10 protein-coding genes are annotated in these 14,549 nt (G+C 60.1%); 3 read left to right on the forward strand and 7 right to left on the reverse strand.

Features of this window, described 5'->3' with window-relative positions; genetic code table 11:
* Nucleotides 1-226 precede the first annotated feature (226 nt).
* Nucleotides 227-820 carry a helix-turn-helix domain-containing protein gene (locus HER32_RS00390; protein ID WP_168679600.1) on the reverse strand — a complete coding sequence of 198 codons (594 nt, stop codon included), beginning with the start codon at nt 818-820 and terminating at the stop codon, nt 227-229.
* Between the two features lie 302 nt (nt 821-1,122).
* On the opposite strand from HER32_RS00390, the gene HER32_RS00395 reads away from it, so the two are divergent.
* The 3 genes from HER32_RS00395 to HER32_RS00405 all read left to right on the forward strand — a co-directional run bounded on the left by HER32_RS00395 (nt 1,123) and on the right by HER32_RS00405 (nt 3,181).
* Nucleotides 1,123-1,548, forward strand: coding sequence for a hypothetical protein (locus tag HER32_RS00395; protein ID WP_168679602.1), 426 nt, complete (start codon nt 1,123-1,125; stop codon nt 1,546-1,548).
* Between the two features lie 153 nt (nt 1,549-1,701).
* A complete protein-coding gene (locus HER32_RS00400) occupies nt 1,702-2,475 on the forward strand; it encodes a hypothetical protein (protein ID WP_168679604.1) in 774 nt (257 codons plus the stop codon).
* A 268-nt stretch (nt 2,476-2,743) separates the two neighbouring features.
* The gene (locus tag HER32_RS00405; protein ID WP_168679606.1) at nt 2,744-3,181 is read left to right on the forward strand and encodes a hypothetical protein; all 438 of its coding nucleotides are present in this window, start codon (nt 2,744-2,746) and stop codon (nt 3,179-3,181) included.
* A 187-nt stretch (nt 3,182-3,368) separates the two neighbouring features.
* Here HER32_RS00405 and HER32_RS00410 read toward each other — a convergent pair whose 3' ends face one another.
* The 6 genes from HER32_RS00410 to HER32_RS00435 all read right to left on the reverse strand — a co-directional run bounded on the left by HER32_RS00410 (nt 3,369) and on the right by HER32_RS00435 (nt 14,194).
* Nucleotides 3,369-4,976 (reverse strand): glycoside hydrolase family 32 protein, encoded by a 1,608-nt coding sequence (locus HER32_RS00410; RefSeq protein WP_168679608.1) that lies wholly within the window; start codon nt 4,974-4,976, stop codon nt 3,369-3,371.
* Between the two features lie 46 nt (nt 4,977-5,022).
* Nucleotides 5,023-6,546, reverse strand: coding sequence for a glycoside hydrolase family 32 protein (locus HER32_RS00415; RefSeq protein WP_168679610.1), 1,524 nt, complete (start codon nt 6,544-6,546; stop codon nt 5,023-5,025).
* Between the two features lie 13 nt (nt 6,547-6,559).
* Nucleotides 6,560-7,474 (reverse strand): carbohydrate kinase family protein, encoded by a 915-nt coding sequence (locus tag HER32_RS00420; RefSeq protein ID WP_168679612.1) that lies wholly within the window; start codon nt 7,472-7,474, stop codon nt 6,560-6,562.
* 134 nt (nt 7,475-7,608) lie between these two features.
* On the reverse strand, nt 7,609-8,943 hold the full coding sequence (locus HER32_RS00425) for a sugar porter family MFS transporter (protein ID WP_232066327.1): 1,335 nt from the start codon (nt 8,941-8,943) through the stop codon (nt 7,609-7,611).
* A gap of 253 nt (nt 8,944-9,196) precedes the next feature.
* On the reverse strand, nt 9,197-10,912 hold the full coding sequence (locus HER32_RS00430) for a RagB/SusD family nutrient uptake outer membrane protein (RefSeq protein WP_168679614.1): 1,716 nt from the start codon (nt 10,910-10,912) through the stop codon (nt 9,197-9,199).
* Nucleotides 10,913-11,023: 111 nt separating this feature from the next.
* Nucleotides 11,024-14,194, reverse strand: coding sequence for a SusC/RagA family TonB-linked outer membrane protein (locus tag HER32_RS00435; RefSeq protein ID WP_168679616.1), 3,171 nt, complete (start codon nt 14,192-14,194; stop codon nt 11,024-11,026).
* Nucleotides 14,195-14,549 lie beyond the last annotated feature (355 nt).

The raw sequence follows: 14,549 nt of genomic DNA on the forward strand, positions 1-14,549 counted from the left end.
CCGTGTTCGGATTACCTTAGTTGTTTCATTTGAACGTCATTCCGAGCCTGTGGCGTATCAAGCCAGTGTCCGCAGAATCTCGCGTGTTGATGTTGCTAGCGTAATCCAACGAAAAGGGCGAGAGGCTTTGTGCCTGGCTTGATGCGTCACAGGCTTCGCATGACCCGGGTTTCGGGAACATTTGCGGCTAAGTGGCTTTGCTCACTGTTACTAGCATTCCCTGCGGCTACTTTGGCTGCTGGGGCTCCAGCAGGGCCGCCAGGGCGGCGGCTTCCGCTTCCAGGGCCGTGATGTGGGCCTGCAGCAGGTGCCAACGGGTGCTGGTGGCCGGTGGCAAGGGGCGGGCCTGCCGTGGCAGCCAGCCCCGCAGCCAGATTCGGCGCTGCGCGGTTTCCGTGTTGTCGTCGGGAGCAGGAGCTGGGTAAGTGGTCAGGAGAGCCGGCAGAGCCTGGGCCCAGCGCGCGGTGGCCCGAGCTTGCGCGGCTAGCTTATCGGCCTCTTGGCGCAAGCCCACGGCCTGCTGCAGGCAGGTGCGCCGCCGAAAATCCAGCTCCGCCGCCTCGGGGCCAGGCGCATCGGGCGGTAGGGCCAATGCTGGGGCGGCGGCTTCGAGCGGGGCGTTGTAGTCGGGTGGTACACGCTGCAGCAGGGGCAGCAGCGCCAAGGCTACTTCCTCCGTAAGCCTGCGCCTTCCGCTTTCTATGCCCTGCACCAACGATGGACTCACGCCCAGAAACAACGCCAGCTGATCCTGCCGCAACCCAAACCAGGCCCGCACACGGGCCAGCACATTCAACGAAACTCGCGCACGGCGGGGCATAGACTGGAGCTGTCAGGTATTTTTCGTTAGTTAAAAATAACCGACAATTATTCTGTGGCCTTTGTCATGTATTTTACATTTTCTCATAATACTTGACAAGCTCCGCAAACCGGCTGCCGCGGGAGGCTAAACCGAATTGTCTGGACGGTGCGAGGAGACAAACTATACATGGCGCAACGGCGCCTTTGCGTTGCGAAGCTGCAGACAGGGCGGGTAATTGGAAGGTTGGTGGTAGCGGGGTGGTGGGTTTTGTGTAGCTTAGAGTTCCTGGCGGCCGGTTTTCCGGCATTTAGCGATTGACCATGCACTCTTCTGATTTCTTTAGTACCGCCTCGGAACCGGCACCGGCCGAAGCTCTTCCGGCGGCAAAACCCGCCAAGCGCCTCCGCCTGAAAGCGGCGGCTGCCACCACGGCTACCCAACTGCTCCCCCTGCTCAAGCTCCTCGACACCATTCAGCCCCAGGTGGCCAGCGACTCGGTGTTTCACCTGCGCCGCCTGAAAATTCAGGCCCACTTTGCGGAGGTGCGCGAGGAAATCCGGGCCGAGCGGCCCCGGCGGCAGAAGCTGCAATTTACCTTCCAGGCTCTCTCGGAACTGGTGCGCGAAGAAGCCCGGGACATCAGCCGCGACGAGCTGCAGCAAGCCGCAAAGGAAGTGGTGCTAGCCACCCTTAAAAACGCCCCAGCCTTGATTAATGCCGCCCACCAGGCGCGGTTGCTGGCATGAGAAAATAGAGTAGGGGAGAAATTATAAATTACAGTCAAGTAAATAGTATTTGTATTTTTATATAAAATTACTATATTTTAGTTAAATTGTATTGATGGTTAGCTGTTTTGCTGAATAAGGTGATAAATTGTTTTCTGCTTAATTTTTGATTTTATGTCCATAATAATTCATTATCCTGAAGATTCCATAGTTCGCCATATGGCTAATATCGTGGATAATCATGAGGTAGCCTTAAATTTTGATGCAATAGACACCCTAGTACATGGGCTAGTCGAAACTAGTATTCGCTTAGCTAATCGTTTAGCTTACAGTACCGACGCGGGTTCAAACGGTCAGGGTGGAAATCTTGCTAAGAAATTGGTTTTAGCAGATATATGGAACTTCCTGGATAATGGATATCGTACTATTCATTATATCAAACGAACAGGGTTAGAGTTGCCTGCGGAAGCAGAACCTATGTTTACAAAGCTCAATAAATTTCGTAATTCGTATCAGCATTTAGAAACTAGAATCAGAGATGCTTATGCAGTTGAAGGAGCTGATGGATATTTAGGAAAATCTGTTTATGGAGATTTTTTCTTTAGGTTTCGCAGTGCTCTAGACGCTGAGGAGGAAGTGTGGATGCATAGCACCGGAATTAATCGAGGTGAGAACAATATTAGCTTTAGGCCTGATAATGCAAACTCTCCCATATTTCAAAATCGTATGGGCGTTTATGAGCTAAACTTAGCATACATAGTTCCTTTGTCAGGAGGTAGATTTGAAGAAGAAGTATTGAAAGTCGATGAGGTTGCCGGGCTAATTAATGGAGGGCTATATTATTTGAATTCCTTTCATACACAGGCTATGCAGGCTGAAGTAGCTAATAACCCAGATAGAAGTGTGCAAAGTAGAGGGATGGGGCCAATATCAGTAAGGTTGTACTAAAAATACATTTTTTTCATTCGGTAGATCATTCAAATACATAGAAGTAAAAAACGCCCGACTATCCAGCCGGGCGTTTTTATGTTTTTCAAAAAACCATTCTACCGCACGCCCAGCCGGTTCCGCTTCCAGGCCGAGCCGGTAGCAACCGGAGCATCGGCCGGAGCGGGGGCAGCGCCGGGTTTCTTTTCGGCGAGCAGCATGGCCGTGAGCACGGCAGTGGAGGCACGGTAGGTAGGCCAAGAATTTCAGCCGCACGCAGAAGGTATTTATGGGGGATGCCGGTTCCCTGTTCCTGGGCTTCATCCTGGTCATGTCGTCGCTGTCCATGATTCATTCTGCCCAGGGCACGGCCAATAGCAAGACCGTGCTGGCTATTGTTCTTGGCGTGCTGGCCCTGCCTGTCATCGACTCGTTGCGGGTGTACCGGCGCCGGATCAAGCGCGGGTCGAGTCCCCTGCTGGCCGACCGGTCTCACTTTCATCACCTGGTGCTGCAACTTGGGCTCCAACACCGAGCTTCCAGTATGCTAATTGTGGCCATCACCAGTTGCCTGATCCTGTTCAGCCTGGTCTTCGGCAGCCTGTTCGGCATAACTGTTTCCCTGCTCGTTATTGTGTTGTTTTTTTCCCTGGCAACCAAGCTGCTTGTTTTAAACAGTGAGGTGGGTTTCTGGCGAGAAAAGATCAAACAACTGGAAATCAGATGAGCGGACAGGTGCCACCGGAAGCATCCTGTGCAGTACACTCCCGTTGCCTGACCGGCGCCGGCATTACGAAGTTCAGCCCGCGTCCCTGTCAGCCAGAAACGGGGCAGCCAGCGGGCACCGCGCCGCTCCTCCGGCTGTAGCTACCAAGTGCTGCTGGGCGGGCGCTTTCCCAAGCCGGCGGCGCGGCCTAAGGCTTGGTGACGGTGAGGTGGCGGAAAGTGGCCGTACTCTTATCGGCAAATATGCCCCAGGAAGTGCGCGGGGCCTTGTAGATGCGCGACGACAGGGCCGCAACACCGTTTAGGTACACCACCACCACCGAATTTTCCTGCACGATGTCCACGGTGTAGTCGGTATTGGGCTGCAGCGGAAACGGCACGTCGGCCACGGCGGAAGTGCCCGGGGCAAGGCTGTTTCGGTTGGTGCGGTCGAAGCTGAAGCGGTTCTGGCTGGGTACGAAGCGCAGGCTGTAAAACTCGTTGGTGCCGTCGCAGGCGCCCAGCATAAAGCCAAAGTCGTTGGCCGCGTCGGTGTAGGAGACGGTGGCGCTGATCTTGTAGCGCGTCAGGTTCAGGGGCTTGAACAGCACGTGGGCCAGCGGGCCGGTGGCGGGGCCGGCCAGTACGTAGGTGCTGGAATCGGGGCGGCTGGCGGTAGCGGTGCGGCTCACGCGCACCAGCGGCTCGGTTTGGGCTTCGAGGTAAGTCCTGAGGGCGGGAACCAGCTGCACGGTCAGGTCACCATTGGCGGTTTGCACCAGCTCGTGCGTGACCAGGTTGCCCCCCCACCACCAGCTGCCGCCATCCTGGTGGTTCTGGTAGCGGTTTACCCAGCCGATAAGGTAGTGCTTGCCCGTGGTAGTGTTGTTCAGCACTTTGGCCGCGTACAGGCCGCTGCCATCTACTCGCTCGGCGCCGGCAGGCGGGCTCCAAGGGCCGCTGGGCGAGAGGCTTTTGCGGTAGTAGAAGTTACGCGTAGTGATGTCGGAAAACGTGAGGTAGTAGGTGCTACCGATATTGAACAGCTGCGGGCATTCCAGCATCACGCAGCTGCTGGCCCCGCCGTCGTAGAGGATGCCCTGGTAGCTCCAAGTCAGCAAATCGGCCGACGTGTACTTTATGACCACGCCCCGGTTGTGCTGGCGGGCGGCTACCAGCATGTCATACTGCTTGGTTTCGTCGTTGAGGTACACGTACGGGTCGCGGAAGTTGTCATTCTCGTCGAAGCCCTGGCCCTTGGGCACGTAGAGCGTGGTGAAGGCCGGGTTCTTGGTGAACTTCTGGGCCGGACCGGGCGCGGTAGCCAGCATAATGCCCTCTTTGCGGTGGCCGCAGTTGGCGGCGTTGGGGTTGTGCCCGGTGTAAAAGGCGTAGTACGTGCCGCCCAGCTCCTGCACACTGCCCGTCCCGATGGCGCGGTCCTGGGCGCAGTCGCCGGAGGCGGAGGCCAGCAGCTCCCCGGCCGGCAGCTCGGTGTACTGCCGGAAGTCGGCGGTCTGAAAGCCGTACCAGGGGTGGCGCTGGTTGGTAGCATCGTTCCACACGTCCTTCAGGTAGTAGATGTACATGGAGCCCGAAGCCGCATCGAAGTAAGGCATCACGTCGCCCACGCCGGCCCCATCGCCCACCTTCGGGAAGATGCTGTAGTCGCTGCGCTCAGCCCCCGGGGTGCACACCAGGTTTTTACTGGGGTCGGTAACGGGTGGCTGGGGCTTAGCCGGGTCTTTTTCCTGGCAGGCCGACAACAGCAGCCCGGCGGCCAGGAATACCCGGCCAGGCAAGTGAGAAGACGTCATGAGTCGAAGAAGAAGTTGCGGGGGCAGCTGACTGGCCGTTAAGACGTTAGTTTGCTTTTTTGAGGGCCAGGGGAGCGTATGTAAGGGCATCCACGGTGAAGCCACCGGGGGCGCGCAGAACTATTTTGCTGAAAGGCTGACTCAGGAAAAAAATGTCCGTCAGGGTGGTCAGCCCCCCATCAGCAAACAGCTCCACCGACGCCGCATCGAACAGCAGCGTGAGGTCGGCACCAGGAGCGGTGGCCAGGCGCGGGCCCGAGTGGCGGCCGGGAAATTTGTCGCTGAACCCCGTAGCGCCGGCTTTGCTGCGGTCGATGTAGTACTGGTTCTGCTGCTTGTCGTAGCCAAGCAGCAGCTCTTCGCCTTGCTCGTTGGACAGCACCAGGGTCATATCCGTCAGCTGCTTGGTAGTGAGCCTAAGTTGGAACTGGGGCGTAAGGGCGGGCAGCTTCTCGGTCAGCGGCAGCTCGGGCTTCACCGTCAGCTTTTTCAGCGCTGTGGGCTTGGGCTGGAGCAGGCGGGCCATTTCCGTGGCCGGGCGCGAGGTCAGATAGGTTTCGGCGCCTACCTGCTGCAGCGCCAGCTCGCGCGGGGCCGTCATGGCGCTGCGCCAGGGGGCGGTGGGCACTTTTTCGGCGTATTCCCAGTTGCTCATCCAGCCCAGGAAGAGCTTGCGGGCCCCGGTGTTACCCCACGTCACGCCGGCGTAGTTGTCCTTGCCCCAGTCAATCCATTTTTGGGTGGTAGTGGCGGGCACGAAGGTTTTGCCATCAAACTGCCCCACGAAGTACTGGGTGGCCGAGCCGCCGTTGGGCCCGCCGGGGTTGATGCTCACCAGCAGCACCCAGTGGGTTTTGCCGTTGAGGGTGAGCGGAAACAAATCGGGGCATTCCCATACGCCGCCGTGGGCACCCAGCTTCTCGCCAAACTCGCTAAGCTTGGTCCAGCTTTTCAGGTCGGGCGAGCCGTAGAAGGTGATACGGTCCTTGGTGGCCAGTGTCATCACCCACTGCCGGGAGGCCTCGTGCCAGCTTACTTTGGGGTCGCGGAAGTCCTGGATGCCGGGGTTGGGCAGCACGGGGTTGCCGGCGTACTTCGTCCAGGTTTTGCCTTCGTCGAGGCTGTAAGCCAGGCTTTGGTACTGGTGGCGCCCGGTGCCTTTCTTTTCCTCGTCGGGGTTGTGATGGGTAAAAATAGCCACCAGCGCGTTTTTGCCGAAGCCGGCGGTATTGTTGGCGTCTACCACGGCGCTGCCGGAGAAGATCATGCCCAGCTTATCGGGGTAGAGGGCAATGGGCAGCTCCTGCCAGGTTACTAGGTCCCGGCTGGTGGCGTGGCCCCAGTGCATGGGTCCCCAGGTCAGGCCCTCGGGGTAGTGCTGGAAGAACAGGTGGTAGGTGCCATTGAGGTACACCATGCCGTTGGGGTCGTTCATCCACATGCGGGCCGGCGAGAAGTGGTAGGCCGGGCGGTACTGGGGCGTGGCCGGTGGCGCGGGAGCGGCGGTTTGCGCCGGGGCCGCAGTGGCAATACTCAGGGCCGCAAGGGCCAGTAACAAGGGCTTGTTCATGGGGTGGGTGAGGTTACACCGGCTGTGCAGCCAGCAGGGCATGCACGTCGGTTTCCTGAAAGGTGGGCGTGGCGCCGGCGTGAGTGGCTACGAGTGCGCCGGTGGCGCAGGCGAAGCGCAGGGCCTCGCCGGGTTCCTGACCGGTTAGCAGGCCTTTCAGCAAAGCGGCCAGGAATGAGTCGCCGCTTCCGATGGTGTCCGTCACCGCTACCGGCACGCCGGGCGCCGAGTACAGCTGGTCGTTGGCCCAAAGCAGGGCTCCATCGGCACCTTTGGTGAGACACACGGCCTGCAACCCGAAACGGTCGGCTAGCCACTGTAGGGCAGTTGCCTCATCGGTTTCGGCGCTGAACCAGGCCATGAGTTCGGCGAGCTCGTGGTGGTTCAGCTTCACCATATCGGCTTTTTCGAGCAGGTACCGCACCACCTCTTTGGTGTAGTGGGGGGGGCGCAGGTTCACGTCGAATACTTTAAAGCGGGCGTGCTCCAACAGGCGGTAGAGGGTTTCGCGGGTGCCGGCCTGGCGGGCAGCCAGGGAGCCGAACACGAACACCTCGGCCTGCTGCACCAAAGTTTCCAGCGCGGGCTCGTAGTGGATGTAGTCCCAGGCCACGGGCTGCACAATCTTGTAGGTGACTTCGTAGGCGTCGTCCACGTTGGCTTTTACCACGCCCGTGAGGTGGGAATGGCCGCGCTGCACGTAGTCGAGGCGCAGGTTTTTGCTTTCGATAAAGGCCAGCAGCTCGGTGCCCAGCTCATCGTCGCCCACGCGGCTGATCAGGTCGGCGGGCAGGCCCAGCTGGCGCAGGTGTACGGCCACGTTGAAGGGGGCGCCGCCGGGCTGTTGGCCGGTGGGCAGCACGTCCCAGAGCACTTCGCCGAAGCAGGCGAAGGAAGGCGTTTCGAGGTTGGGAAGTCGGGAAGTCATCAGCAAAGGGCTTTGGACAAAATATCAAGGGTCAGCAGCGGTGAGGCCGCAGGCGCCCGCGTAAAAGTCGCCGCTACGTTCTTCGTGACGGTAGCTAAGGTTTCTACGGTCACTGCTGGCGGTCAATCGGCCAGTTAGTGCAGCACGAGGGTTTTCTCCACGTGTTCCAGAGAAGTGCCTTTGGTTTCGGGCATCAGGCGCCACACAAACAGCAGCTGGAGTACCATCATCGAGCAGAAGAAGGCGAAGGTGTTGCCGCCACCCAGCTTTTCGGCCAGGGACGGGAAGGTGAAAGCAATGAGGGCGGCCATCACCCAATGCGTGCTGGAACCCAGGGCTTGGCCTTTGGCGCGAACGGTGTTGGGAAAGATTTCGGAGATGAACACCCAGATAACGGCTCCCTGCGAAAAGGCGAAAAAGGCAATGTACACGAACAGTAGCGCCGGCACGAGCAAGCCGCCCAGGGCCTGGAAGTTTTCGGTGTAGAATGTCCAGGCCACTAGCCCTAGCGTGGCAATGAGGCCAAACGAGCCGATGAACATAAGCTTGCGGCGGCCAAACTGGTCGATGACGCGGCGGGCCAGCAGGGTGAAGGCGAAGTTGACCAGGCCCAGCCCGGCCGAGGAGAGCAGGGCGGAGCTTTTGCCCAGGCCCGTCATTTCGAAGATGCGCGGGGCGTAGTAGATGATGGCGTTGATGCCGGACACTTGGTTAAACAAGGCAAACAGCACGGCCAGCATAACGGGCCCGCGGTGCTGGCGGGCAAACAACGACCGGCCGCCGGCAGCCTCGTCGGCCGCGTTGCTGGTGAGAATGTCGGTTACCAGCTGGTCGGCGCCGGCCGCGTCGATGCGGCGCAGCACGGCGCGTCCTTCTGCCACTCGGCCCTGACCGAGCAGCCAGCGGGGACTTTCGGGCACCCGGAACAGTAGTAGGAAAAACGCCAGGGACGGTACCACCTGCACGCCCAGCATCCAGCGCCAGTCCTGCTCCCCCGCGCCCGTGAGTAGGTAGTTGGAGAGGTAGGCGGCCAGGATGCCGAATACGATATTGAACTGAAACATAGCCACCATCTGCCCGCGCCGGGAAGCCGGGGCTACCTCCGAAATGTAGAGCGGAGCCGTAACCGAGGAGGCCCCCACGCCCAGCCCGCCCAGGAAGCGGAACAGCATGAAAGCGTACCAGTTGGAGGTGAGGGCCGCCCCCAGCGCCGACACGAAGTAAAGCACGGCAATCCAGATCAGCGTCTGGCGGCGGCCCAGCTTGTCGGAAGGAATGCCGCCGAAGATGGCGCCGATAACCGTGCCGATGAGGGCCACGGCAATGGTGAAGCCATGCTCGCCGGCACTCAGGCCCCAGAGCTGCTGAATGGCTTTTTCGGCCCCGGAAATAACGGCCGTGTCGAAGCCGAACAGAAAGCCGCCCAGCGCCACGACCAGGGACCAGAAGAAGACGTTATTGTTTTTCACGAGAATCAAAAATGCAGAAAGCAGTCGGCTCGGGGCCCGGCAGGGCTTTCTAGTGGATGGGAAGCTGTAAAAGAGCCGGTTATCTAAAAAAAACACCGAACCGGACCCAACTGGCGACATCATGGCCATTGGTGGGCGACGAACATATTTTGCTCGTCGCCTGGGCACTGGCGGCAGGATGCTGGTCTATCCCCTTACCACCACCAGGGGGCCCGGTCCGATGAATTTTTAGCGTGGCCGACGGGCCAGCCAGTTACCAGTTCGGGTTTTGCTTGTAGAGGCCCTTGCTGAAGTTGATTTGGTTGAGCGGGATGGGCAGGTACTCGTCGCGGCCGCGCTGGAACTGGGCGTTCTGCAGGTACTGGCGGCGGGTTTTCTCCACGGTCAGGTAGGTGTTCAGGTAGTCGGCGGCAATGCCCCAGCGCACCAGGTCGAAAAAGCGCGAGCCTTCCATGGCAAACTCCAGGCGCCGCTCCCAGCGCAAGGCTTCGCGGGCATATTCCTGGCTCCACTGGTCGGCGGCGTACTCCCCAATGCGGTAGTTGGATACCGGCTGGCCGTTGATGTCCTTGAGCAGGGTGGTACTGGCGGCGGCCCGGCGGCGCAGCTCGTTGATGAGGGGCAGGGCCTCGGCCGGGCGGTTCAGCTCTATGAGTGCTTCGGCTTTCCAGAGCAGCACATCGGCGTAGCGGATGACGGCCCAGTTCTTGGTGCTGCTCATGAAGGGCGGCAGCTTCTGAAAGCTCTGGTCCTTGGGGCCTACCAGTTCTTTCTGCGACATAAACTGGCCGTAGATATCGGGTACGCGCACCCAGCTGCGCTGAAACACGAAGGAAGGGTCATATTTCCAGGGGTGGGTAGGAATGGCCACGGTGTGGTCGAGGCGCGGGTCCACGGCGTTGGTCTGGAAGTCGGCCGGCTCGGTAAGGCTGGTGGTGTTGTAAGTGGTGAACAGCGGAAGGCCCTTGGCGTCGGTTTTGAAGGCGTTGACCAGGTTCTGGCTGGGCTGGTGGAACCCGCAGCAGCCAAACTCCGCGTTCATGGGGTAGTTGAGCTTGTTGCCCTGGTTGATGCGCCCGCGGGGGGTACCATCGTCCTTGGAAAACTGGATGGCAAACACCGACTCGCGCCCGTTGTCGAACTGCGACTGGAAGTTGTTGCCGAAATCGGGGGAGAGGCTGTGCTTGCCCGAGCCGATGACCTCATCGGTGAGGCGCACCACTTCCTGCAGCTTGGCCTGGTCGAGGCTGGTCACCTGGTGGTTGTCGTCCTGCACGTAGGCCTGAAACAGGCGCGTCTTGGCCAGATACGCCTTGGCCGCTACCTGGCTGGCCCGACCTACCTCACCCTGCGAAGCGGGCAGGTTGTCCACCGCAAACTGGAAGTCGGCGGCAATCTTGTCCCAGAGCTGCTGGCTGCTCAAGTCCACGTTCGAAATCTTCTCGTAGTCACCCACGGGCACCGTTTCGTCGATGTAGGGCACGCGGTCAAACAACTCTTTCAGGATGAAGTAGAAGTGCCCGCGCAAAAAGCGCATCTCGCCCTGGCGGATGGCCTTGTTGGGCATGTCTACTTTGTTCAGGCGGTTAAGGGCTTCGTTGGCCCGGGAAATGCCCACGTAGAGGCGGAACCATACCTCGTCGGTGTTGCCGATGTCGGGGCGATTGAAGGTGAAGGTTTCGTAGAAGTGGAAGCCCTCAATGTCGCCGGTGCCCCCGCCGCCCTTGTAGGCGTCGCCGGAGCGCAGGTTGCCGTAGGGCCACAAGGAGCTGAAGGGCGCCGTGAAGCCGTCGTTGGCCAGGGCAGAGTAGGCGGCAATAACCTGCTTTTCGGCCCCTTCGGGCGTGTTCAGGTTCTCGTCGCTCAGGGCCCCGCGCGGCGACAAGTCCAGAAAGTCCTTGTCGTTGCAGGAAGTGGCCGATGCGGCCAGCAGGGCCGCCGTAAGGGTAAGTAGCTGTATCTTTTTCATCGGGAAAAGCAGTTGTAGGGTAGAGCTTAGAACTGAGAGCTTAGAATTCTGGCAGATAACTCAAGCATCCCAGAGTCTCACTTCTAAGCTCTAAGCTCTAAGCTCTCAGTTCTAGAAGGTCACGTTCAGGCCGGTGGTGAAGGTGAGGGGAATGGGGTAGCCGAACGTCTGGATTTCGGGGTCGAGGCTGGTGTAGGCGTTGGGGCCTTTGCGGTCTTTGAGGGTGAGCAGGTTGGTGCCCTGCACGTAGAGGCGCACTTGCTGTAGGCGCAGGCGGCCCGCCAGGTGCTGGGGCACGGAGTAGCCCAGCTGGGCGTTGCGCAGCTTCAGGTAAGAGCCGTTTTCAACGAAGTAGCTCGACTGGCGCAGCTCGTTGTTCTGGTTGAGCAGGGACACGGCGGGAATGGTGGAGCCGTTGTTTTCGGGCGTCCAGGCATCCAGCACGCGCTTGCCCCAGTTTTCGCCGGTCACGTAGCTGAAGTCGGTGCGGAACTTTGTTTCGTTGTACACCTCCAAGCCCTGCACGCCCTGCCAGAACAGCTGCACGTCGAAGCCCTTGTAGCTGGCGCCCAGGTTCAGGCCATAGATGAAGTCGGGCTGGTTGCTGGTAATCCAGGTCTGGTCGAAGTTGTCGATTTTGCCGTCCCCGTTCAGGTCGCGGTAGCGGATGCGGCCGGGACCGGCCCCTACCTGGGTGGCGTGGGTATCTACCTCGCCCTGGCTCTGGAAGAGGCCCTCGGCCACGTAGCCGTAGCGCGAGCCAAAGGGCTGCCCGATGATGGTCACGTCCTGTCCGTTGCCGCCGTAGGCGTTGATAACCTCGCGGGGCAGGGCCGTAACCTGGTTGCGGTAGCTGCTCAGGTTGCCCGTGATGTTGTAGGCAAAGCCGCTGCCGGCCAGCTCGTTCTGGTAGCCGAGCAGGAACTCCCAGCCCTTGTTTTCGATGGAGGCGCCATTCACGAACCGGTCACCGCCTTCGCCTACCACCGCCAGGTACGGCGGCTTCACCAGAATGTCCTTGGTGTTCTTCACGAAGTAGTCCACCGAGCCGGTGAGCTTGTTCTGGAGCAGGCCAAAGTCCAGGCCGATGTTGGTTTGGGTGGTGGTTTCCCATTTCAGCTGGTCGTTGCCCTGCTGAAAGCGGCGGTACCCCGAGGGCAGGGCCCCGGCTTTGTTGCCGGCAATGTCGTAGGCCGTGCCCTGGTCGGGGTCCCAGGTGGGGTCGGTGCCGTACACGGGGCGGTAGAGGCTGTAGGCTGCGTCGTAGGCAATGTCCTGGTTGCCGGTCTGGCCCCAGCCGGCACGCAGCTTCAGATCCGATACCAGCGCTACGTTGTCTTTCAGGAAGCTTTCCTCCGAGATGCGCCAGCCCGCCGAAGCCGCCGGAAACACGCCAAACTGGTTTTCCTTGCCGAAGCGGGAGCTGCCGTCCCGGCGCAGCGTAACCGAGGCCAGGTACCGCTCATTAAAGGCGTAGTTGACTTTGCCGAAGTACGAAGCCAGCCGGTAAGCCGAGGCAAAGCCGCCGTTGTCCTTGTTGGCCGAGCCCGCGTCGAGGTAGGCATAGTCTAGGTCTTCGATGGCGAAGCCCGTGCGCTGGGCCGATATTTCGGTGAAAGTATAGCTGATGCGCTCCGTGCCGGCCAGCAAATCCAGCTGGCTTTTGCCCAGTGTGAGGCTGTAGTTGAGCGTGTTCTGCCACACCCAGTTGCCGAAGGTGCGCTCCACATTCACTAGGCGGTTCAGGTTGTCGGACAAATAGCCCGACTTGTAGCGTTTAAACAAGCTGCGCTGGCTGAACAAGCTGTAGTCGATGCCGAAGCTGGTGCGCAGGTGCAGGTTTTTCACCAGCTCCAGGTCGGCAAAGGCGTTGCCAAAGGCCCGGTTGGTGGCCCCGTAGTTTTGCTTGTTGTCTTCCAGTAGGCGCACGGGGTTCTGGCGGTCGGCAATGCCATTTACCGGCCCACCCCAGCCCACGCCATCCACCGTGCGCACCGGCACAATGGCCAGCTGCAGCACCGATACGCCCAGAGCCTGCCGGTCTTCGCCATAGCTCTGGCGGCTGCGCGCCAGCGTCAGGTTTTCCCCTACTTTCAGCTTGCCATCCAGAAAAGAATAGTCCGAGTTCAGGCGGCCCGTGAAGCGCTTGAAGTTGGAGTACTTCACCACGCCGTCGTTGTCGTAGTAGTTCAGCGAGAACAGGGCATTGCCCCGCTCCCCGCCGCTGGCCAGGTTCACGTTGTAGCTCTGAATCAGGGAGCGTTGCTGGATTTCCTCAAACCAGTTGGTGTCAGCAGCGCGCTGGGTCTTGTCGGCGTCGATGAACTCGGGCACTACTACCTCATCCAGTACCGGGCGGCCATTGGCATCGGTGTGCGAGCGGAACGTGTAGAGCGGGCTGCTGGGCGTGAGGCCGTCGTTCACGGCCGCCTGCCAGTAGGTGCGGCCGTACTCCTGGGTGTTGAGCATGGGCGCCAGCTCGCGCGGTTGCTGCACGGTGGCAAACGTGCTGAACTCCACCCGATTCAGCCCTTTGCGGGCCTTTCTGGTGGTGATGATGATGACGCCATTGCCGGCCCGGGAGCCGTAGATGCTGGCCGCCGAGGCATCCTTGAGCACCTGAATGCTCTCGATGTCGTTCTGGTTGAGCTGGTTGATGCCATCCTTGGTCGGGATGCCGTCAATCACGTACAGCGGGTCGTTGTTGCCGAGCGTGCCCAGCCCCCGGATGCGTACCGAAACACCCCCGTCGGGCGCTCCATCGGTGTTGATGCTCACGCCCGGCACGCGGCCCTGCAGGTTGCGCATGATGTTGCCGGAGGGCAGGTCTTTCACCTCGTCTACCTTCACCACGGCCACGGCCCCGGTCAGGTCAGCCTTGCGTTGCACCTGGTAGCCGGTCACCACCACTTCGTCCAGGGCCGCCACGTCCGTAGCGAGCTTCACACTAAAGCTGGTGCGGCCCGCGGCGGATACTTCCTGGGTTTTGTAGCCGATAAAGGAAAAGATGAGCGTGGCGTTGTCGGGCACGCTCAGGCTGAACTCCCCGTTGGGGCCGGTGCTGGTCCCAATGGCCGTGCCTTTCACCACTACCGTTACGCCGGGTAGGCCCGCGCCCTGGTCGTCGGTGACACGGCCGCTGATGGGCGTTTCGGCCAGCCGGGCCGTGGCGCCGGCGTACCGGAGGGTAGCCGCCTGCACTGGCAAGGGCAGGGCCAGCGGCCCGGCCGCCAGCATGGACAGGAGCACCGCCTGCCGCACAAAGGGTACTGTTTCTTTCATGGGAATTAGAAGGAATAAGGGAGCAACACCAGGGCCGGTAAGCGGCGACCGAAAACGATTCCGGAACAAGAGTCTAAAAGCTGCCGGCTGTAAGCACCGCCGCGCCGGCGGCCTCCGCTCCGGTTTAAAGAGGAGCAGGCCTGGTGGCGCGGGCTATAGCTTAGGGTAGGCGGGTAGCTTTCATGACTGATTGTTTCCCAAATCTCAGTCGGAATCCTAGCGGGGGCTTCCTGTATTCATTCAGATTCTTCTAAATTTTAGACCCAATTCCGCAAACGTTTTCTGTGCTGTAAATCAGGTGTTTATGAATAAAGTGGGTATAGATACTATAAGCCGAACTTCTATTTTTGATACC

It is taken from the genome of Hymenobacter sp. BT18 (assembly GCF_012273015.1).
Classification (GTDB): Bacteria; Bacteroidota; Bacteroidia; order Cytophagales; family Hymenobacteraceae; genus Hymenobacter; species Hymenobacter lutimineralis.